The following is an 18,286-nucleotide window of genomic DNA, read 5'->3' as shown; positions in this document are numbered from 1 at the left end:
GGTCCATGCTGCATGTGAACAGCTGGAAGGAATTTCTGTGGGTCTGCACCGGCTTCATGGGTCAGATGCTGTTTACCATGCGTTTTCTGGTTCAATGGATTTCTTCGGAACGGGCAAACCGCTCGGTCATTCCGGTGGCCTTCTGGTATTTTTCCGTTCTCGGCGGTCTGGTGCTGCTTTCCTACGCCATCTGGCGGCGCGATCCGGTCTTCATTCTGGGCCAGGCGTCCGGCCTTTTCATCTATGCCCGAAATCTCTGGTTGATTCATGCAGAACGCCGCCAGCATGCATGAGGCGGCGACCCTGCCTTATGCGCAGGCAGGCGATGAGCGCCGATGGCTGACATTTGCATTCGTGGCGATCGTCCTCGTCACCGCGCTGCGCGTCCTTGGGCTGGCCTTCAACCGCACAGACCTTTTCGTCGATGAGGCGCAATATTGGCTATGGGGCAGGGAGATGGCGCTCGGCGCCTATTCCAAGCCACCCCTGATCGGCTGGCTCATTCGCGCGGCAACCGTTCTGGGCGGCGGCGAGGGCACGTTTCAGGTTCGGCTGGCCGCACCCGTGGTGCATGGCGTGGCGGCGGCGGCCATCCTTGCGCTCGGCCGCATGATCTACGATGTCAGGCTGGCATCCCTGGCCGCCCTTATCTATCTGACCCTGCCGGCCGTAACGCTCGGCAGCCTGCTGATCTCGACCGATACGCCGATGATGCTGTTCATCGTGCTGTCGATGATCTCCGTGCGGAAGCTTGCGCTCGCCCGCCGCGAGGGCAGGGCGGCGTTGGGCTGGAGCATCGCCCTCGGTCTCTGCTTCGGCCTTGGGCTGATGTCGAAATATGCGATGATCTATTTTCTGCCCTGCTTCATCGCCGCCGGCTGGCTTTGCGAGGCGTGGCGTATCCGGTTGCGTGACGCGGCGATTGCGGCGCTGGTCTGTGGTGCCGTCATCGCACCCAATCTGTGGTGGAACGCGGCGCATGATTTCATGACCGCACGCCATACGGCGGATAATGCGAACTGGCATGGCGTCCAGCTGAAGATCGGCTCCGCGCTGGAGTTCTTCTTTTCGCAGGCGGGCGTGGTCGGACCGTTCGTTTTCGTCGGCATGATCGTCGCAACTATTCGTGCGAAGAATGCCGAAACCCGGGCGCTGGTCGCTCTTTCGGTGCCGATCGTTCTGCTGATTACCGCGCAGGGTTTGATGTCACGGGCGCTCGCCAACTGGGCGGTCGGGGCCTATGCGGCCGGCGTGCTTCTGGCGGTGCCGGTCCTGGCGTCGCGGCGCTGGCTTACCGTGTCCACGCTTGTACTTGGTAGCATCGTGGCCGTTGCGCTGCCGCTGATGACCATTGCCGGAACGCAATTGCGCCTGCCGAAAGGTGAACTGGCGATGGCGCGGTATCTCGGGCGCGCCGAGCTGGTGTCGACCGGTCTGTTACGGGCGCGCGAGGCGAGTGCGGACGCCATCGTCGCTACCGACCGTTCGATACTTGCCGAGCTTTTTTATCAGCTTCGGGATGAGAAGCAGGTGATGACGCGCGCTCTGCCTGAAACCGGCGTGCCTTCCAGTCACTATGCGCTTCTTTACCCGCTGAAACCCGGCGAGGCGAAAAGTCCCCTGTTCCTGGCAAGTGCGGATGGCCTGCCGGCCTGCCTTGCCGGCGAGGCGCCGGTCGCTCGCTGGACCGCCGGGCCGGGTTTCCTCGAAGGCAGGGAAATCGGACTCTGGCGCCTGCTGCCGCGATGCATGCCGGAGGGCAGCAATGGACAATGATCTTTCGCATATGCGGATCACGATCTGGGTGACACTCGCCACATTGGCGCTCGTCATCCTGTTCGCGACCTTTCCCTCGATCGATCTCAGATTCTCCGCCCTGTTTTTCTCGCCCGTCGAGCAGCCATGGTCCGGCCGTGAGCCGTTTCCCGAATGGTTGCGGGATACGCTGCGCGAAGGTACGGAGCTTGCCACCCTTCTGGCTTTCGTGATCCTTGTCGGTAATCTTCGGCTGGGTACGCTGCAAAGAACCGGCTGGCGGGTGTGGGCCTTCCTGTGCGGGCCGGTGATCCTCTGCGCCGGGCTTCTCGTCAATGGTGTGCTGAAGGCGACCATCGGTCGCGCGCGCCCATTCAGCGTCACCGAATTCGGTGGGCAGCAGCTTTTCACGCCGCCTTTCCAGTACAGTGCGCAATGTTATTCGAACTGCTCGTTTTCTTCCGGCGAAACCGCGCTGATCGCCAGTTTCTTCCTGCCGCTCTGCGTGCTCGCCTGGCCCCGGCTGCAACGGCGCGGACGGTTGGCGATGGGAGGCATCGCCGCCGGCATGATCGTCCTCATGTCCGGCTTGCGCATCGCGGCCGGTGGGCATTTCCTCAGCGATGTGGTGATGTCCATCCTGTTTTCCGCCCTCACGACCCTGTTTCTCTACCGGGCGCTGGTGATCGGACGTCATCGCCATCTGTTTACCGGCGATGCGGTCACAGCCGATACGGTCAGTATCTGGCGTAACGGTCGTCATGCTGTTCTGACCCGGGTTCGGCGCTGGTGGCCGAAAATCAAGGCCGCAGCCTCACGTCTGCAACGGCCGCCGGATGCGGGTGCGGCTTCGTCTTAAGAGGAACTTCGGAGCTCGCTTCAATGAGGTGAATGGCGAAGCACGCCAGACACTCCTGCGTCATCCTCGGGCTTGTCCCCGAGGATCTGCGACCTGTTGATTTATTCAACATGATTAGGTCCTCGGCACAGGGCCGAGGATGACGTCGAGGGAACCAGCGATTTCAAGATGGAGCGCAACCTGCCCGGAAATCTAAACCGGGCGGCAATTCGCCAAGCCCCAGAATGATTGCCGAGGTTTCCGCAGCTTCTCAGTCGAACAGGCCGGAAACCGACTGTTCCTGCGCGGTGCGGTTGATCGCTTCGCCGAGCAGGCCTGCGGTGCTGACCACGCGGATATTATGCGCGGACTGGACACCGGTGGTCGGCTGGATGCTGTCGGTGATGACGAGTTCGCGCAGCTTCGAGGAGGCAACACGGGCAACCGCGCCGCCGGAAAGCACGCCGTGGGTGATATAGGCGGTGACGCTGGTGGCGCCCTTTTTCAGCAGCGCCTCAGCGGCGTTGCAGAGCGTGCCGCCGGAATCGACGATGTCGTCGATGAGGATGCAGTCCTTGCCGGAGACATCGCCGATGACGTTCATGACTTCGGATTCGCCCGGGCGGTCACGGCGCTTGTCGACGATGGCCAGAAGACAGTCGAGACGCTTGGCGAGTGCACGGGCGCGAACCACGCCGCCGACATCGGGCGAAACGACCATGACATTGTTGGTGTCGTAATGGTCCTTCACGTCGCGGGCCAGAATGGGCGCTGCGAAGAGATTGTCGGTGGGAATATCGAAGAAGCCCTGAATCTGGCCGGCATGGAGATCGAGGGTGAGAACGCGGTCGGCGCCGGCTTCGGTGATCAGATTGGCGACGAGCTTGGCGGAAATCGGGGTGCGGGGGCCGGCCTTGCGGTCCTGGCGGGCGTAACCGAAATAGGGCAGCACCGCGGTAATGCGCTTTGCCGAGGAGCGGCGCATGGCGTCGATCATGATGAGCAGTTCCATCAGATGATCATTTGCCGGGAAGGAGGTGGACTGGACGATGAAAACGTCTTCGCCGCGCACGTTCTCGCTGATTTCTACGAATATTTCCTGGTCAGCAAACCGCTTTACAGTGGCATTTCCGAGAGGAACGTTAAGATACTTGCAGATCGCTTCGGCAAGGTGCCGGTTCGAATTGCCTGCGAAAACCTTCATTGCGGCCGCCTGTTTCCATGCCATCGCCTTGCATCACGGGGCTCAATCCACCGTAACCAAGCGTCGTTCAAGGGGAGGAACATCCGGCTGAAAAGCCTTTGCCGGATACGCCTTGTTGCCATGCGCGCCTTAATAGCGCTGTTGCTTCCGATTGCAAGAGGACTCCGCGCTTTCGCAATGATTTTCGTGAAATCTCTGTGACTTCTCCCGCCGTTTTCACCTCATCCCTGTTGAGACTGCTTCCATGACGAATAGTCGTTGAGCGTTTTTGCAGCGATATCCTGCATGACCCTGTCGGTCACGGCGGCCCATGGATCGCTGCCTTTTGCCGCCACCGTTTCCTGCCCCTGCAGGCGGTGAAGCCGCACGCCATTGGCGTCCAGAATGTCCCAGACGTAGACGACATTGACCTTGGCGCCATCGGCAAAGGCGGAGAAATATCCCTTCAGGATGTTTTCGGCCGAATTGTCGTTGGAGGCCCGGATGGTCAGCCCCTTCGCCCGCGCTTCGGCCCCGAGCTGGCGCGACAGCGGCGTCACCGCCTGAACCGGCGCTCCGATGATCGGCAGGAAGCGGATGGAGTTTGCGGAAGAGGCGGGCGCAAGCGATGCCGTCTGCTGTGCGGGTGCAGGTTGAGCGGCGACGGGTGGCTGGGCTGCGGTCTGGTTCTGGCGAAGCGGCTCGCCGTACTGGCTGCCGTTTGACAGCGCCTGTGCCTGCGCTTGCAACGAGTTTTGCGGTGCATAGGCGGGAACGGATGTTGCGGTTGCCGGAGCGCCCGTGGGCGCGCGGTCGGCGGCGGCGGCCATCTGGTCGAGATCGCCCTGGGTCACGGGTGTCGATTGCGAGGCATTGTGGCCGACATCCACCTGCGGTGTCAGCGCTTCCGTCGTGTTGCAGCCTGACAGGGCCAGCATCATCGCTGGAACAATGATGGCCGGAAAAAGGGGGGTGAACCCCGTCCGGCTCATGCGATTTTCCCTCTCATGTTCCGCTCCTTCTTGCCCAAGGTGGCGCAATGTAAGGGCGGTTTTCCCGCTCTGTCAAACCCGGCGGCGATTTAAGCTGTGAGAAGATCGAGGTTGTGGCGCGAGAGCGGCTCCGGCGCGCCCTCCGTGGTCAGATATGTCTGGCCGAGCGTCATGGCCGTGCCGGAATCGGAATCCATCACGATCATATGCACGAAGAGCGTCATGTCGGCGGTGATCTCCTGCGGATTGCCGGCGTGGAACATCTGATGCTCCATCCAGGACGGCGAGAAGCGCGCGCCCAGCGAATAACCGCAGGAGTTCAGCCGGTGGCGGGTCAAGCCGCGTTCATCCATCACGCGGGCATGGACGTCGAAGACATCGCCGAAGGTCTTGCCCGGCCGCAGCACCTCTTCGATGGCGGTGAGGTTTTGCAGGCAGGCGCTGTAAAGCTCCTTCTGGCGGAAATCCTGTTCGCCGATCACCACCGTGCGCATCATGGCGGCATGGTAGTGGGCGCTGACACCGGCCCATTCCAGCGTCAGCTGATCCTTGGCGTCGAGCCTGCGGCGGCCGGCCTTGTAACGGCACAGCAGCGCATCCGCGCCGGAACCGACGATGAATTCATTGGCGGGGTAATCGCCGCCGCCGGCCAGAACCGCTTCCTGCATCGCCGCGAGGATCGCGGCCTCGTCCGCGCCGGGCCTGATGAGCGGCAACGCCGCGTCCAGCGCCGCATCGGCCAATTGGCCCGCCTTGCGCGCATAGGCGATCTCGGCCGGGCTTTTGACGAGCCGCAGGGTACTGACCAGATAGGAAGCGTCGCTCATCTGGCAGAAGCTGGCGAGCTGATTGTCCAGCAGGCGGGCGACGCGGCCGGTCATGCCGTGGGTGTCGTATTCGACGCCGATCTTTGCACCCAGCAGGTCGAGATCGCTCAGCAGGTTCTTGAGATCGAGCGTCGGGTCGGCATTGGGCCGGTCGACCCAGATCAGGATATTCTCGATGATGGAGGTATTGCGGGCCTGGCGCAGATCTGCGGAGCGGGTCAGAAGCGTCATGGAGCCGTCCGATTTGACCACCAGCGTCTGGAAGAAGCAGTAGCCGAACGTGTCATAGCCGGTCAGCCAATACATGCTTTCCTGCGCGAAAAGCAGAAGGGCGTCCAGCTTCTCCTCGGCCATTTTCGCGAGCAGCCGCTCGCGGCGGGCATCGAATTCCGAAAGCTCGAAATGCAGGGCCATGTCAGTCCTCCAGAATTGCGATTGCGGAAATCTGCCGGCCATAATCGGGTTCGGCGCGGTGGGTGGTGCGGCGGTAGGAATAAAAGCGATGTTCGTCGGGATAGGTGCAGAGGCCGAGATTTTCCGCCTTCACACCGGCTTTCGTCAGCCGGTCGATGGTGAATTGCTTGAGGTCGAACAATGCGTGACCTTGCCTTTCCGTCCCGGCGAAATAATCCGCATAGGCCGAATCGATATCGGTGAAACGCGCCACATATTCCGGACCGACCTCATAATTGTTCTGACTGATCGAAGGGCCGAGCGAGGCGGCGATGCGCTCCCGGCTGGCGCCGAGCGTCGTCATGGTCTCGATGGTGTTTTCGAGCACGCCGAACAGCGCGCCTTTCCAGCCGGCATGGGCCGCACCCACGACGCCGGCTTCCGCATCGGCAAACAGGATCGGGCCGCAATCGGCGCTCAGCACGCCAAGCACGAAACCCGGTGTCGCGGTTACCATGGCGTCGGCCTGCGGGCGGCTGCCGTCATAGGTTTCATCGACCACGAGCACATCGGGGGAATGGATCTGGTGCACGGTGGCGAGGCGCTCCGCCGACAGGCCGAACCATTGCGTTACGCGCCGACGGTTTTCCTGCACCCGTTCCGGTTCGTCATGCGAGCCGAGGCCGACATTGAGGCCCTGATAAAGCCCTTCCGACACCCCGCCCTGCCGGGTGAAAAAACCGTGGCGGATACGGTTTTTGCTGTAATCGGCGAGCAGGGGACTCTGGATGGGGAGCGGCAGCGTTGCGTTCTGCATGGTGCGGGAGTTCCTTGGAGAATATCGCTGTTGGCCAGTGAGGTGCGGTTAAGCGAGATGTTTCCGGTTGCCGCGGCGTTGCGCGGCGTGTGTGATGCAGTGTGCCTGCTTCGTGTGTCGCGGCGATGTTGGCCCAGAGGTGATTGCGCTGTCAATCCACCGCGCGAAACGGCAGGAGATGAAGCGCGGGACTTGAAACGGCGATGACCTTGAAAAGTTCCCCCATCTTGCCGGCGCCTTCGCCGGCGAGGCGGTTGACCGCTTCGGCGATTTCCAGCGTCTGGTCCGGCGTGGCCTTGGCGGCAAGCGCGGCGGCGCGTTCCTTGAGACCGAGGCCATAGAGAAAGTCGCCCTGTCTCAGGGTGCCGTTGACGTGTACGCCGGTTGCTTTGGCCGTTTTTACGAGGCTTTCGAAATCGACATGGCTAGTGAGATCGGCTTCGCCGGGATGCGCAAGCGCCGGATCGAAGGCATGGTTGCGCATGGCCTGCAACGTATCGCCATAACCGGCGACCAGATGGCCGTAATCGATGGCGAGCGCCGTGCCGCCATGGACGGAGAGGCGCTGGCAGATCGCGGTCATCACGGCTTCGCGGGCAGGCGAAATCTCGAATATGGTGCCAATCGGCTGCCGTTCCGGCTGCGGCGGCAGCAAAGCCGGATCTATGCCGGCAAGCCCGGTCGAGAACACAAGTTCGTCATTGGCGTCGAGGCTGACGACCCGTTCGCGAAAACCCTGCGGCGTCTTTATGAATTGCCGGATCGGAATGGCGTCGAAAAGCTCGTTGGCGACGAGGAGCAGGAAACCTTCCGGCACGTCGTCGAAACTGTCATGCCAGGTCAGTCTGCCCGCATGTGCAGCCAGCGTTTCCTTCTGGATGGCGGAAAGGCGGGGGCTGGTTTCCACCAGATGCACCCGCATCGTCTCGTAAAGCGGCGGTGCGATGCGGCGGATGACGCGCAGCATGTCCGACATCATGGTGCCGCGGCCGGGGCCGATTTCCACCAGTTGCGTTTCCATGGGGGCGCCGTGCCTCTGCCAGGCGTGGACCACGAAAACGCCGAGCATTTCGCCGAAAAGCTGGCTGACTTCAGGTGCGGTGATGAAATCGCCCGAACGGCCGAAGGGCTCGCGGCTCCTGTAGTAACCGTGCTCCGGATCGGCGAGGCAGAGCGAGAAGAAGTCGGTAACGCTAAGCGGACCGTTGAGCCGGATAAGTGATTTGATGCGTTGCGCGAGCGGTGTCGTCATGGCGGGTCATACCGTTCAGGCGCTTTTTGCCGCGCTGCGCGCCCGCAGAACCGCCCAGAGGCCGAGAGCGAACATGGGCGTGGAGAGTACCATGCCCATGGTCAGCCAGTTGCCGGCGAGATAACCGATCTGTGCGTCCGGCTCGCGGAAGAATTCCACGAAGATGCGCGACAGCGCGTAACCGCAGACGAAGATGCCGGTGACGACGCCGGGCGTCTTCAGCGCCCTGAAGGCATAGATGGCGATTGCCAGAACGATGACGAGCACGAGGCCTTCGAGACCCGCTTCATAAAGCTGGCTCGGGTGCCGCGCGAAGGGGCCGCCGGTCGGGAAGACGACCGCCCATGGCACGTCGGCGATGCGTCCCCACAATTCGCCATTGATGAAATTGGCGATGCGCCCGAACAGCAGGCCGATGGGTGCTACGGCCGCGACGACGTCGAACATGCTCCAGACCGGAATGCCGTTCTTGCGGGCGAAAAGGATCATGGCGATGGTGGTGCCGATCAGGCCGCCATGGAACGACATGCCGCCGTTCCATATCTCAATTGCCCTGATGGGATTGGCGGCGACCGCGGCGAGATCGTAAAAGAGGATGTAGCCGATGCGCCCGCCGAGCACGATGCCGCCGGCTGCCCAGAGGATGAAATCGTCAAGATGCTGTGCCGAGATCGGCGACGTCTCGTTCGGCCACAGGCGATCCGTGCGGGCGAGGCGACGGGCATAAAACCAGCCGAGCATGATGCCCGCGACATAAGCGATGCCGTACCAGTGGATCGAGAGCGGGCCAAGGGACAGCGCTACCGGATCGATATTGGGGAAGGGCATGATGGCGAGTTGGGTGGGAGCGGCTAACAATCCGTATATTCCGTCATCGTTGCGGGGCGGACAACGGAACGAGCCATTGCCTCAAGGGGCCGGGCGATGATGCTCACCGGTCTCCCTGACGCCAAGGAAAATGGCGATTGCGATGGCGGCGGTCAAGGTGATTCTTCAAGCTGCGGCTTAAGATAGCAAAGGCCATGCAAGCTCTTGTGATTTTTCGATTTCGCTTGCAAGGCGGCGATGGAGTGCCTACCTGAAGGCTAGCAACAGCGGGCAAGACGATGCCCCTGAACCGACGAAGGATGAGCGCCATGAGCACGACAGGCACCAACCGTTTTCTGGATGAATTCGCCAAGCTGATGACCGATGCGGCCGGCGCGGCGCAGGGTGTGCGCAAGGAAGCCGAAGCCGCTTTTCACGCCCAGGCGGATCGCTGGCTGAACAGTCTGGACGTCGTCCGGCGCGAGGAATTCGATGCCGTTCGCGAAATGGCCATTCAGGCGCGTGATGAAAACGACGCGCTGCGCGCCCGCATCGAGGCTCTGGAAGCGAAGCTTTCCGCCGCCAAAGACTGATTTTTTAACGCTTTTTCCGATGGGTCCCGGATCGCTTGCGATTCCGGGACTTTTTGTTTTCGGCCCATTCCGCCCGAAATGACTCCCGGTTGTTAAAAACGTCCCTCCTGCGCGAATTTTTTGGGGCCTGTGGACACTTCCAAAAAACGCAATCGGCAGAGTCGCTTATGTATCTCGCCTGAGGTGATGGGGGAGGAGATATCCACTGTTCAAAAAGCAAAAATGGCGGGGAAGGGGTGGCAGTAGGACTCGGCCATTATACACTGATTTTAAATGATGATTCGAAAAGACCTGGTAAGCTCCAGACAGGGTGAATGCGTAATTCTGGTGGTGTCGGGCAATCGTCTCAAATGTTTATCCCGGTTTGTATGTGCGTTTTGTGCCCGGCGTTCAAAACAGGACATTCCTACCGGCTGAGAAGGTGCCGCATGAGTCTGATAGAATTTGAAATTGAGCGTCAGTCCAATCCCGTGGACATGATCGAGATCGTCGCCGCCTCGAACGACTGGTCGTTCGAACGTTCGGGCGAAGATGAGATCGCCATGACTGTCGCCGGTCACTGGGCCGATTATCACGTCTCCTTTTCATGGATGGAAGAGTTCGAGGCACTGCATCTTGCCTGCGCCTTCGACATCAAGGTGCCGGACCAGCGCGTCAACGAAGTCATTCGTCTGCTCTCTCAGGTCAACGGTCAGGTGCTGATGGGGCATTTCGATCTGTGGCGGCAGGAGGATGTGGTGATCTTTCGCCAGTCCCTGCTTCTGGCGGGCGGCGCCGAACCGAACAACCAGCAGGTGGAAGTGCTGCTTTCCAGCGCGCTGGAGGCCTGCGAACAATATTATCAGGCATTCCAGTTCGTCGTCTGGTCGGGTCTGGATGCGAAAAGTGCAATCGAAGCGGTCATGTTCGAGACCGTCGGAGAAGCGTAAGATGGTATATAAGGCTTCCGGGCCGCTCGTCCTGGTGGGCGCCGGCAATATGGGCGGCGCTCTGCTTTCAGGCTGGCTGAAAAAGGGCGTGCCGGGATCGCAGGTCATCGTCATCGATCCGCGCCCTTCCGACGCCATGCGGACGACGATTGCGGAAGCTGGAGCCGCCCATAGCGAAAGCGTGCCCGAGGGCGTGAAGGCCGGTATTCTTTTCGTGGCGGTGAAGCCGCAGATGATGGAAGCCGTGCTGCCCTCACTGAAACCCCTGCTGGGCCCGGATACGGTCGTCGTTTCGATTGCGGCGGGCACCACCATCGGCACGTTCGTTTCGCATTTCGGCAAGGTTGCCGCCGTGCGGGCCATGCCCAACACACCGGCCATGGTCGGCCGTGGCGTCACGGGTGCCTATGCCAACGAGCTGGTGACGCCGGAGCTTAAAACGGTGGTGGACGGGCTGCTGAAAGTCAGCGGCCCGGTCGAATGGGTGGATGCCGAAAGCGATATCGACGCGGTGACCGCGGTTTCGGGAAGCGGCCCGGCCTATGTCTTCTATCTGGTGGAATGCATGGCCGAAGCCGGCCGCAAGGCCGGTCTGCCTGCGGATGTGGCCATGCGTCTGGCGCGCGAAACCGTGGCCGGCGCCGGCGAACTGCTGCATCAGTCCTCCGACGAGGCGGCGCGCCTGCGCCAGAATGTGACCTCGCCGGGCGGCACCACGGCTGCGGCGCTCTCCGTTTTGATGGCCGAAGACGGCATGCAGCCCCTGTTCGACAGGGCGGTCGCTGCCGCAAAAACGCGCGCCGAAGAACTGGCGGGCTGAAAGGGGTGGGCCATGAGCGGTGAAATTTCCTATGCCGATTTCGAGAAGGTCGATATCCGCGTCGGCACCATCATCGAAGCCGAGCCTTTTCCCGAGGCGCGTAAGCCTGCCTTCAAGGTGAAGATCGATTTCGGGCCGGAGATCGGCGTCAAGAAATCCTCGGCGCAGATCACGGTGCATTATACGCTGGATAGCCTTGTCGGCCGGCGGGTTCTGGGCGTGGTGAATTTTCCGCCGCGCCAGATCGGCCCTTTCCGGTCTGAGGTCCTGACGCTCGGTTTTGCCGATGCCAATGGCGATATCGTGCTTGCCGCCGTCGAGCGCCCGGTGCCGAACGGCGAGAAAATGTGCTGATGGAACACGACGGCTCAGTGCCGGAGTGACGGAAACGGCAAGTCCGGGTCACACTTTTCGACCCGGTGCTCTAGAGCATTTCCAGGAAAAGTGGAGCCCGGTTTTCCGTCCGGAAATGCGCCGAAACAAGGAGTTAGAGTGTTTTCGCGATTCGAGGAAAAGCGAAAAAACTCTAAGCCGGAATTTTGACGATTACCCGCAATCCACCCATCGGGCTTTCATCGAGCGTCACATCGCCGCCGTGGCTGCGGGCGATATCGCGGACGATGGAAAGGCCAAGGCCGGTGCCCGAAGCATTGAGGTTGCGCGCCTCGTCCAGCCGGAAGAACGGCTTGAACACATCCTCGCGTGAATTCTCCGGAATGCCCGGCCCGTCATCGTCGAATGTCATGATGATGGAACGCGGCGCCTTGCGGATATCGATGTGGAGATTGCCGGCGTAGCGCCGTGCATTTTCGGCCAGATTGGCGACGAGCCGGGACAGCGCATTCGGCCGCGCGATGATCCGCTCGATATTATAAAGCTCGTAGCTGAATTTCTTGCCGTGCAGCTCGAAATCATGGCCGATTTTTTCAAGAAGGGCTGGAAGCTCCAGCGTGCCGACATCCTCTTCGACATCGGTACGGGCAAAGGTCAGATAGGCTTCCAGCATCGACTGCATGTCCTCGACATCCTTGTCGAGCCCCTCGAGGTCGGGATTGTCGCCCGCGAGCGCCAGTTGCAGTTTGAAGCGGGTGAGGATGGTGCGCAGGTCGTGGCTGACGCCGTTCAGCATGGCGGTGCGCTGCTCCATCTGCCGCTCGATACGCTCGCGCATCAGAATGAAGGCGAGGCCGGCGCGCCGCACCTCGTCCGCACCGCGCGGGGAATAGCCGCTGATCTTCTGGCCCTTGCCGAAGTTTTCTGCCGCCTTGGCGAGCGCTTCGATGGGTTTGATCTGCCCGCGCAGGAAGAGGATGGAGATGGCGATCAGCACCAGCGATGCCCCGACCATCCAGACAAGGAAGATATGCGTGTTGGATGCATAGGCCGAACTGCGGCGGGTGAAGACGCGCAGGGTCTTGTCTTCGAGCTGGATGCGGATTTCCACCAGCGAGCCGTTGCCATAGGTATCGATCCAGAACGGTCGGCCGATCTGCTGCGTTAACTGATCCGCCAGAATCCTGTCGAGGATCGAAAACAGCGGCTCCGGTCTTGGGGCCGGCAGGTCTGTCTTCGGTTCGATATAGACGCTGAGATCCAGCTTGTCGCGGGCGATGCGGATGACGCGCTGATAGTCGTCTTCCTCCGGGTCCGTCTGCAGCAGCTCGATGATCGCGGCGATATCGCGCGTCACGGCGGAGGAGAGGCGTTCCGTCACGAGCTGCCAGTGGCGTTCCATGAAGACGGCCGCGACCACGGCCTGAAGCAGGATCATCGGCAGGATGATGATGAGCAGCGAGCGGGTGTAGAGGCCGGTCGGCAGCCAGTGGCGCAGCCATCTGCCGGACATGCGCCAGGCCTTGGCCGCGCCGCTGTTTCTGACCGTGCTGAGAAAATCGAGGCTCGCCATGGCCGTGCGTTCGCCCTTCGTTGGGTGCTCGTCAGTCCACGCTCAGGCGGTAACCGATGCCGCGCACCGTTTGCAGATAGACAGGATTGGCAGGGTCGTCCTCGATCTTTCGGCGAAGACGGTTGATCTGCACGTCGATGGTTCTTTCGCCCACTTCCGATTCCGCTTCCACCAACTCATGGCGGGGAATGGTATCGCCGGCACGCAGCGCAAAAAGCAGCATGATCTCCTGTTCGCGATCCGTCAGGCGGATCGTTTCGGGGCCGCGCCGCAATTCCTTTTTGGGGATAGAGAAGCTGTAGGGGCCGAACATGATCTGTTCGATCTTGGGCGTATCGGGCGAGGTATTGCGCCGCAGGATATTGTTGATGCGAAGGACGAGCTCGCGCGGGTCGAAGGGTTTGGCGAGATAATCGTCCGCACCCGCTTCCAGCCCGGCGATGCGCGAATCCGCTTCCGAGCGGGCGGTCAGAAGGATGACCGGCACGGATTTGTCCTCGTTCAGCGAGCGGGTCAGCGAAAGCCCGTTTTCGCCCGGCATCATCACGTCGAGGATGAGCAGATCGAAACGGATGCCCACCATTTTGCGCCGGGCTTCGGCCGCATCGGCAGCCACGGAGATGCGATAGCCCTTGTCGCCCAGAAAGCGCTGCAGGAGATCGCGAATGCGGGCATCGTCGTCGACGATCAGGAGGTGGGCCGCATCGTCATCCGCCGGTGGACGTTTTGTGGGTGCTGTCGCCATCGTCACTCGTCCTCCACGGTGGTGGTCGTCGTCGGGCTGCGCATCTGCGCCAGGAACTTGCGCACGCAGGCGCGGGCGTCCGGCCCGAGACCTTCCAACGCGCGGTCGATGCGGCGCGATTGCGGCTCGCTCAGCGCCAGCGCCAGTTCGCGACCCGTGAGCGTGGGGTAAAGCCTGCGCTGGCGGCGGTCTTCCGGGCCCGCCATCTGGCGGATGTAACCGTCGTCGATCAATTGCTTCAGCACACGGGCAAGACTCTGCTTGGTAATCTGCAGCGTATCGAGCAGATCCGCCACCGTCATGCCCGGCTGCCGGCTGACGAAATAGACCACCCGGTGATGCGCCCGCCCATATTCCAGTTTCGACAGAATGACATCGGGATCGGAGACAAAATCGCGATAGGCGAAAAACAGCGCCTCGATCGTGTCGAAGTCGATCTTGCCGTCGTCAACCTTCGGGAGTGCCGGTGTCTGCCTGACGGCTGCGGTTTTGAGCGATTGCGGTGGCACTGCGGTTCCTTCATATTCTGCGGCTGTCTGATCATAGGCTGACAGGCGTCGATGCGCCAATATTCTGTAAACATAGCCGAAAATGCGTCCGCTCGGGAGAATGCCGCGATCATTTTCTGTTGCGGTGGATAATATGGCGCGGGTGCGGGTGCAACTGGAATCCTGAGTGGCCTTTACCGGAAATAGAAAAGAGCGCGGAAACTCCGCGCTCTTCATCCGTCTCTTGATGTCCGGTCGTGCGTTTACTGATAGACGTAGACGATCCGTCGCGTCGAAGGTTCGACCAGAACCGGCACATCGTTCACCCGGACATAACGATATTGATAGTCCGGAATTTCAACGAGACGTGTATCCGACGGCAACACACTACCGACGGCTATGTCGCCATCATAGGTGACGGTGTCTGCGGGATGTTCGTCAATATAGGTCATCACCGATTGCGGCGGGTCCACCTCGCCGACGCGGCCGAGGTTCGGATCGCCGGGATTGGGTTCGGCCTGTACGCTCGAGGTCTTTTCATAGGTCACGACCGGCACGCTGAGTTCCGAGCGGCGCTGTTCGAGAATGACCGGCGAGCCCTCATACATGACATTCAGATAATCGGCATGGGCCCAGCCGCGCAGGCCGTTGACTTCGATCCGGCACCAGCTGCTGCCTTCCATGCAGCCATCCAGAACCGCATTGCTGCCGCGGGTGGCCAGTCCCACTTCGGGATAGTCTTCACCGGGGCCTGAGCGAACGGAAATATCCGATGCGGTGGTGGCGACCATGGCGGCGTTCGCGAAACCGGCCATCAAGGCGAAGGCGCCGCCAGCCATGAGCATTTTAAGCGTCTTGTCCATGTGTCTCACTCCTTTCAAGACTGGAGCTAGAACGTCGCAACCATCGGGGCGTTCCACATTTTTTGCCGGCAATTCCCGCCATTAGCCGAAGATTTAGTGCTATCTCACTGTTTCTAATTCGATTTTTAGACTGCTTAAGCCGCCGGAAGCCGGCGTCTTTTCCGCCGCCATTGTGCCACACCCGGTCGCGGGCTATAGGAGGCGGGAGCTTTCAGACAGGAGACACAGGATATGGGAAAATTGCAGGCGGGCATTATTCCGGTCACGCCCTTCGAGCAGAATTGCACCATCCTGTTCGATCAGGACACCAAGGAGGGCGTCGTCGTCGATCCCGGTGGGGATGTGGACGTCATTCTCCAGGTCGTGTCTGAAAATGGTATCACGCTGAAGGAAATCTGGCTGACGCACGGGCATCTCGATCATGCCGGCGGTGCCGATGAACTGCGTGAAAAGCTGTCGCTGCCGGTCATCGGGCCGCATGAGGACGACCGTCCCTTGCTCGAAAGAGTTGAGGCGCAGGCCGAAAAATACGGGATTAGCGGTCTTCGGAACGTCGCGCCCGATAAATGGCTGAAGGACGGCGACAGGGTATCCTTCGGGGATCATGTCTTCGAAGTCTATCATTGCCCGGGCCATGCGCCCGGCCACGTCATATATTACAACCGCGACCAGAACTTCGCCCATGTCGGCGACGTGCTGTTTTCGGGATCGGTGGGGCGCACGGACCTGCCGGGCGGAAACCATGAGCAATTGATGGCGTCCATTCGCGACAAGCTTTTGCCGCTGGGTGACGATGTCGGTTTCATCTGCGGCCATGGTCCGGGTGGACGGCTGGGCGAGGAACGGCTCACCAACCCCTATCTCAAGGGGCTCTGAGCGCCGGCCCATTATAGTTTTTTCGCATTTCCAGACGGAAAACCGGATTCCACTTTTCCTGGAAATGCTCTAAGGCCTGCAGCATCGCACAAAAAAACCCGGCATTCCTGCCGGGCTTCAACTAGAAAAGAAAGCCGTTTTAGGGTCAGCCAGCAATCTGCAGATTGACTGCCTTCGGCCCCTTGCCGCGACGATCCGGTTCCGTGTCGAAGCTCACTTTCTGATTTTCTGAAAGTCCGGACAGGCCAGAAGCCTGTACGGCAGAGATGTGAACAAAGATATCAGCGCCACCATTGTCTGGCTTGATGAAGCCGAAGCCTTTGTCTGTATTGAAGAATTTTACGGTGCCAGTTTCGGCCATGCATCAGGTCCTTTTCGCTCTGCCCGCGTTCAGCTACAGGCAGCATTACAGTTTTGCCCCGCGTGGGCGTTGGCAGGCAGTTTTTGACTATTGAGAAAATGGACCTTCGCAGCGGGAAGTAATGGCGTTCTCATCCAACGTTTTTCGTCCCACCGCCCGAGGTTTATAGCGTCCCCAGTGCGCAAAATTATAGGCCTTCCCATGCTCGCAAATTGCCCGAACCGCGGTAGAGTGATGCGTTTATCGAAAATTGGCAAGCAAAAGTTTTCACGGGCTTTTTGTCAGATAAAAAACCTGCGGTAGAATAACATCGTGCAATCGCATATTTTTTCCGCAGAAGTGACAGTTGATGAAATAATTGCCGTTTGCCGAAGGATTTCACGGCAAAATTTGAATGCCCTATTTGAATTTATGGCGGAAAGAGAAAAATAAGTTCTTTTTGCGTCAGGCCGCTCCAGCCATGGATTTTTGCCGTTTGCGCGTCAGTTCCGGCACCAGTTCCACGATGAGGATCGCGACGAATATGATCAGGCAGCCGATATAGCCGGCGCTTGAAATGGTTTCCTTCAGGAACACCGAAGCCAGCAAAGCGCCGAAAAGCGCTTCCGAGGACAGGAATATCGCGGCCTGCGGGGCGGTGGTGTAACGCTGGCCGATGACCTGCAGCACGAAGGCGAGGCCGGAGGAGACGAGGCCGACATAGAGGATTTCCGCCAGCGATGCCTCGATGGAGGCCATGCTGATCGGTTCGAACACGACGCCGATCATGCAACTAAGAAGGGAGCAAACGGCGAACTGGGTGCAGGAAAGCGCCAGCGGCCTTCCGCTTTCGGAAACGAAGCGCCCGGCCAGCGTGATTTGGATCGCCCAGAAGAACGCGCAGATGATGCTGAGAATATCGCCCGTGGTCAGCGCCTCGAATGCGCCGCCGGAGAGCAGGAATATGCCGCCCAGCATCATCAGCGCGCATGGCCAGACGATCCAATGGGGATGACGGCGGTAAAGCACGACGGCGATCACGGGTACGAAGATGACGTAAAGCCCGGTCAGGAAGCTGGAATTGGTGACGGTCGTGGTCAGGAGCCCAACCTGCTGGGTGGTGGCGCCGCCGAACAGGGCGAGACCCACGAGGATGAAGCTGCCGATTTCGCGCCGGCGCGGCGGCGATTTCAGCGACCGTGTTTCCATGAGCGCGAAGGGCAGCACGGCGATGGCGGCGATGGCGAAACGCAGGCCGACGAACCAGAACGGGCCGATAGAGGCCATGGCGGAGGATTGCGCAACGAAGCCGCCTCCCCAGATTGCTGCGGCGAGCAGAAGCAGCATATTGGCCTGAATACGCGTCATTAGTTGGCACCAGCACGACAGGGCCGGAAGATCATTCAGTCGCGGCCGTGGTAATTCGGGGATTTTTGAAATATCGATCCGCAATGCGGATGACTGTTTCCGGGTGCTTTAGCAGCAACCTGCCGATGCCGCAAGTCGAGGGAAGGGCCGCTTATTTGTAGCGGCGGGCCTCGTCCTTCAGGCTGCGCCGGGTGAGCGTCAGGCCGCCAATGCCGAGGCCGATGAAAGCCGCGGCCGAAAGGACGATGAGCAGGATGTGGGGGCTCGCTTTCGTCGTCGCTGCCACCTGCGGAATGGCGGAAGTATGCAGCGTATCGATTGCCTGGGCAGCCGCATTGGCCGAGGTTGCGATGCCGGCGGCCATGGTGACGATGACAAGAAAAGCCGCAACGGCCATCCAGAGGGAAAACAGCGTTCTCTGCGCCCTTAACCTTTCAACGGAAGTCCGATCGTTGGTAAACATGGCTGTCGCCTCTTGTCCCTGTTCTTAAAGG

21 protein-coding genes are annotated in these 18,286 nt (G+C 60.6%); 8 read left to right on the top strand and 13 right to left on the bottom strand.

Features of this window, described 5'->3' with window-relative positions; genetic code table 11:
* Window positions 1-5: 5 nt before the first annotated feature.
* Genes ACQZ5G_RS14080 through ACQZ5G_RS14070 form a run of 3 tightly spaced genes read left to right on the top strand, consistent with a single transcriptional unit; the run spans window position 6 to window position 2,614 of the window.
* Window positions 6-293, top strand: a complete 288-nt coding sequence (locus tag ACQZ5G_RS14080; protein ID WP_031233742.1) for a lipid-A-disaccharide synthase N-terminal domain-containing protein — start codon at window positions 6-8, stop codon at window positions 291-293.
* Window positions 268-1,776, top strand: coding sequence for an ArnT family glycosyltransferase (locus ACQZ5G_RS14075; protein ID WP_448736544.1), 1,509 nt, complete (start codon window positions 268-270; stop codon window positions 1,774-1,776). The genes ACQZ5G_RS14080 and ACQZ5G_RS14075 overlap by 26 nt, the downstream gene beginning before the upstream one ends.
* Window positions 1,766-2,614: a phosphatase PAP2 family protein gene (locus tag ACQZ5G_RS14070; RefSeq protein ID WP_448736545.1), complete on the top strand. Its 849-nt coding sequence runs from the start codon at window positions 1,766-1,768 to the stop codon at window positions 2,612-2,614. The genes ACQZ5G_RS14075 and ACQZ5G_RS14070 overlap by 11 nt, the downstream gene beginning before the upstream one ends.
* 250 nt (window positions 2,615-2,864) lie before the next feature.
* Here ACQZ5G_RS14070 and ACQZ5G_RS14065 read toward each other — a convergent pair whose 3' ends face one another.
* The 6 genes from ACQZ5G_RS14065 to lgt form a co-directional block, all read right to left on the bottom strand.
* Window positions 2,865-3,797, bottom strand: coding sequence for a ribose-phosphate pyrophosphokinase (locus ACQZ5G_RS14065; protein WP_003522877.1), 933 nt, complete (start codon window positions 3,795-3,797; stop codon window positions 2,865-2,867).
* Window positions 3,798-4,018: 221 nt separating this feature from the next.
* A complete protein-coding gene (locus ACQZ5G_RS14060; protein WP_448736546.1) occupies window positions 4,019-4,768 on the bottom strand; it encodes a hypothetical protein in 750 nt (249 codons plus the stop codon).
* Between the two features lie 89 nt (window positions 4,769-4,857).
* The gene (locus ACQZ5G_RS14055; RefSeq protein WP_425647015.1) at window positions 4,858-6,009 is read right to left on the bottom strand and encodes a M24 family metallopeptidase; all 1,152 of its coding nucleotides are present in this window, start codon (window positions 6,007-6,009) and stop codon (window positions 4,858-4,860) included.
* Between the two features lies 1 nt (window position 6,010).
* Entirely contained in the window at window positions 6,011-6,805 is a 795-nt protein-coding gene (pgeF, locus tag ACQZ5G_RS14050; protein ID WP_448736547.1) for a peptidoglycan editing factor PgeF, read from the bottom strand.
* A 151-nt stretch (window positions 6,806-6,956) separates the two neighbouring features.
* Complete coding sequence (locus ACQZ5G_RS14045; RefSeq protein ID WP_448736548.1) at window positions 6,957-8,057, bottom strand: class I SAM-dependent methyltransferase; 1,101 nt, start codon at window positions 8,055-8,057, stop codon at window positions 6,957-6,959.
* A 15-nt stretch (window positions 8,058-8,072) separates the two neighbouring features.
* Entirely contained in the window at window positions 8,073-8,885 is an 813-nt protein-coding gene (gene lgt, locus ACQZ5G_RS14040) for a prolipoprotein diacylglyceryl transferase (RefSeq protein WP_162936768.1), read from the bottom strand.
* A gap of 308 nt (window positions 8,886-9,193) precedes the next feature.
* Between lgt and ACQZ5G_RS14035 the strand changes: the two genes are divergently transcribed.
* The 4 genes from ACQZ5G_RS14035 to ACQZ5G_RS14020 all read left to right on the top strand — a co-directional run bounded on the left by ACQZ5G_RS14035 (window position 9,194) and on the right by ACQZ5G_RS14020 (window position 11,560).
* Window positions 9,194-9,457: an accessory factor UbiK family protein gene (locus tag ACQZ5G_RS14035; RefSeq protein WP_003522871.1), complete on the top strand. Its 264-nt coding sequence runs from the start codon at window positions 9,194-9,196 to the stop codon at window positions 9,455-9,457.
* A gap of 428 nt (window positions 9,458-9,885) precedes the next feature.
* Window positions 9,886-10,386, top strand: coding sequence for a type III secretion system chaperone family protein (locus ACQZ5G_RS14030; protein ID WP_003522870.1), 501 nt, complete (start codon window positions 9,886-9,888; stop codon window positions 10,384-10,386).
* Between the two features lies 1 nt (window position 10,387).
* The gene (gene proC / locus ACQZ5G_RS14025; RefSeq protein WP_448736549.1) at window positions 10,388-11,206 is read left to right on the top strand and encodes a pyrroline-5-carboxylate reductase; all 819 of its coding nucleotides are present in this window, start codon (window positions 10,388-10,390) and stop codon (window positions 11,204-11,206) included.
* A 12-nt stretch (window positions 11,207-11,218) separates the two neighbouring features.
* Window positions 11,219-11,560 carry a tRNA-binding protein gene (locus tag ACQZ5G_RS14020; RefSeq protein ID WP_448736550.1) on the top strand — a complete coding sequence of 114 codons (342 nt, stop codon included), beginning with the start codon at window positions 11,219-11,221 and terminating at the stop codon, window positions 11,558-11,560.
* Window positions 11,561-11,732: 172 nt separating this feature from the next.
* Here the strand turns inward: ACQZ5G_RS14020 and ACQZ5G_RS14015 are convergent, their stop codons facing one another.
* The 4 genes from ACQZ5G_RS14015 to ACQZ5G_RS14000 all read right to left on the bottom strand — a co-directional run bounded on the left by ACQZ5G_RS14015 (window position 11,733) and on the right by ACQZ5G_RS14000 (window position 15,208).
* Window positions 11,733-13,112, bottom strand: coding sequence for an ATP-binding protein (locus tag ACQZ5G_RS14015; RefSeq protein WP_003522867.1), 1,380 nt, complete (start codon window positions 13,110-13,112; stop codon window positions 11,733-11,735).
* Window positions 13,113-13,143: 31 nt separating this feature from the next.
* Window positions 13,144-13,857: a response regulator gene (locus tag ACQZ5G_RS14010; protein ID WP_003522866.1), complete on the bottom strand. Its 714-nt coding sequence runs from the start codon at window positions 13,855-13,857 to the stop codon at window positions 13,144-13,146.
* Window positions 13,858-13,859: 2 nt separating this feature from the next.
* Complete coding sequence (locus ACQZ5G_RS14005) at window positions 13,860-14,366, bottom strand: MarR family transcriptional regulator (RefSeq protein WP_035239445.1); 507 nt, start codon at window positions 14,364-14,366, stop codon at window positions 13,860-13,862.
* Window positions 14,367-14,608: 242 nt separating this feature from the next.
* A complete protein-coding gene (locus ACQZ5G_RS14000) occupies window positions 14,609-15,208 on the bottom strand; it encodes a DUF1236 domain-containing protein (protein WP_003522864.1) in 600 nt (199 codons plus the stop codon).
* 231 nt (window positions 15,209-15,439) lie between these two features.
* On the opposite strand from ACQZ5G_RS14000, the gene ACQZ5G_RS13995 reads away from it, so the two are divergent.
* Window positions 15,440-16,084: an MBL fold metallo-hydrolase gene (locus ACQZ5G_RS13995; RefSeq protein WP_003522863.1), complete on the top strand. Its 645-nt coding sequence runs from the start codon at window positions 15,440-15,442 to the stop codon at window positions 16,082-16,084.
* 145 nt (window positions 16,085-16,229) lie between these two features.
* Here the strand turns inward: ACQZ5G_RS13995 and ACQZ5G_RS13990 are convergent, their stop codons facing one another.
* The 3 genes from ACQZ5G_RS13990 to ACQZ5G_RS13980 form a co-directional block, all read right to left on the bottom strand.
* Window positions 16,230-16,445 (bottom strand): cold-shock protein, encoded by a 216-nt coding sequence (locus tag ACQZ5G_RS13990; protein WP_003494703.1) that lies wholly within the window; start codon window positions 16,443-16,445, stop codon window positions 16,230-16,232.
* A 444-nt stretch (window positions 16,446-16,889) separates the two neighbouring features.
* On the bottom strand, window positions 16,890-17,792 hold the full coding sequence (locus ACQZ5G_RS13985) for a DMT family transporter (RefSeq protein ID WP_035263654.1): 903 nt from the start codon (window positions 17,790-17,792) through the stop codon (window positions 16,890-16,892).
* Between the two features lie 151 nt (window positions 17,793-17,943).
* Window positions 17,944-18,255, bottom strand: a complete 312-nt coding sequence (locus tag ACQZ5G_RS13980) for a hypothetical protein (protein WP_448736551.1) — start codon at window positions 18,253-18,255, stop codon at window positions 17,944-17,946.
* Between the last annotated feature and the right edge of the window lie 31 nt (window positions 18,256-18,286).

The sequence above is a fragment of the Agrobacterium sp. 22-214-1 genome, assembly GCF_053522465.1.
Note: the sequence above shows the minus strand (reverse complement) of the source record. Positions and strands in the feature narration are given on the sequence as shown.

Bases quoted from the DNA above. Each gene is read 5' to 3' on its own strand.
- ACQZ5G_RS13980 (WP_448736551.1), bottom strand. From the start codon at position 18,255: ATGTTTACCAACGATCGGACTTCCGTTGAAAGGTTAAGGGCGCAGAGA.
- ACQZ5G_RS14010 (WP_003522866.1), bottom strand. From the start codon at position 13,857: ATGGCGACAGCACCCACAAAACGTCCACCGGCGGATGACGATGCGGCC.
- ACQZ5G_RS14055 (WP_425647015.1), bottom strand. From the start codon at position 6,009: ATGGCCCTGCATTTCGAGCTTTCGGAATTCGATGCCCGCCGCGAGCGG.
- ACQZ5G_RS14045 (WP_448736548.1), bottom strand. From the start codon at position 8,057: ATGACGACACCGCTCGCGCAACGCATCAAATCACTTATCCGGCTCAAC.
- ACQZ5G_RS14080 (WP_031233742.1), top strand. From the start codon at position 6: ATGCTGCATGTGAACAGCTGGAAGGAATTTCTGTGGGTCTGCACCGGC.
- ACQZ5G_RS14030 (WP_003522870.1), top strand. From the start codon at position 9,886: ATGAGTCTGATAGAATTTGAAATTGAGCGTCAGTCCAATCCCGTGGAC.
- ACQZ5G_RS13985 (WP_035263654.1), bottom strand. From the start codon at position 17,792: ATGACGCGTATTCAGGCCAATATGCTGCTTCTGCTCGCCGCAGCAATC.
- ACQZ5G_RS14075 (WP_448736544.1), top strand. From the start codon at position 268: ATGCAGAACGCCGCCAGCATGCATGAGGCGGCGACCCTGCCTTATGCG.
- ACQZ5G_RS14020 (WP_448736550.1), top strand. From the start codon at position 11,219: ATGAGCGGTGAAATTTCCTATGCCGATTTCGAGAAGGTCGATATCCGC.
- proC (WP_448736549.1), top strand. From the start codon at position 10,388: ATGGTATATAAGGCTTCCGGGCCGCTCGTCCTGGTGGGCGCCGGCAAT.
- ACQZ5G_RS14035 (WP_003522871.1), top strand. From the start codon at position 9,194: ATGAGCACGACAGGCACCAACCGTTTTCTGGATGAATTCGCCAAGCTG.
- ACQZ5G_RS13990 (WP_003494703.1), bottom strand. From the start codon at position 16,445: ATGGCCGAAACTGGCACCGTAAAATTCTTCAATACAGACAAAGGCTTC.
- pgeF (WP_448736547.1), bottom strand. From the start codon at position 6,805: ATGCAGAACGCAACGCTGCCGCTCCCCATCCAGAGTCCCCTGCTCGCC.
- ACQZ5G_RS14065 (WP_003522877.1), bottom strand. From the start codon at position 3,797: ATGAAGGTTTTCGCAGGCAATTCGAACCGGCACCTTGCCGAAGCGATC.
- ACQZ5G_RS14060 (WP_448736546.1), bottom strand. From the start codon at position 4,768: ATGAGCCGGACGGGGTTCACCCCCCTTTTTCCGGCCATCATTGTTCCA.
- ACQZ5G_RS14015 (WP_003522867.1), bottom strand. From the start codon at position 13,112: ATGGCGAGCCTCGATTTTCTCAGCACGGTCAGAAACAGCGGCGCGGCC.
- ACQZ5G_RS13995 (WP_003522863.1), top strand. From the start codon at position 15,440: ATGGGAAAATTGCAGGCGGGCATTATTCCGGTCACGCCCTTCGAGCAG.
- lgt (WP_162936768.1), bottom strand. From the start codon at position 8,885: ATGCCCTTCCCCAATATCGATCCGGTAGCGCTGTCCCTTGGCCCGCTC.
- ACQZ5G_RS14070 (WP_448736545.1), top strand. From the start codon at position 1,766: ATGGACAATGATCTTTCGCATATGCGGATCACGATCTGGGTGACACTC.
- ACQZ5G_RS14000 (WP_003522864.1), bottom strand. From the start codon at position 15,208: ATGGACAAGACGCTTAAAATGCTCATGGCTGGCGGCGCCTTCGCCTTG.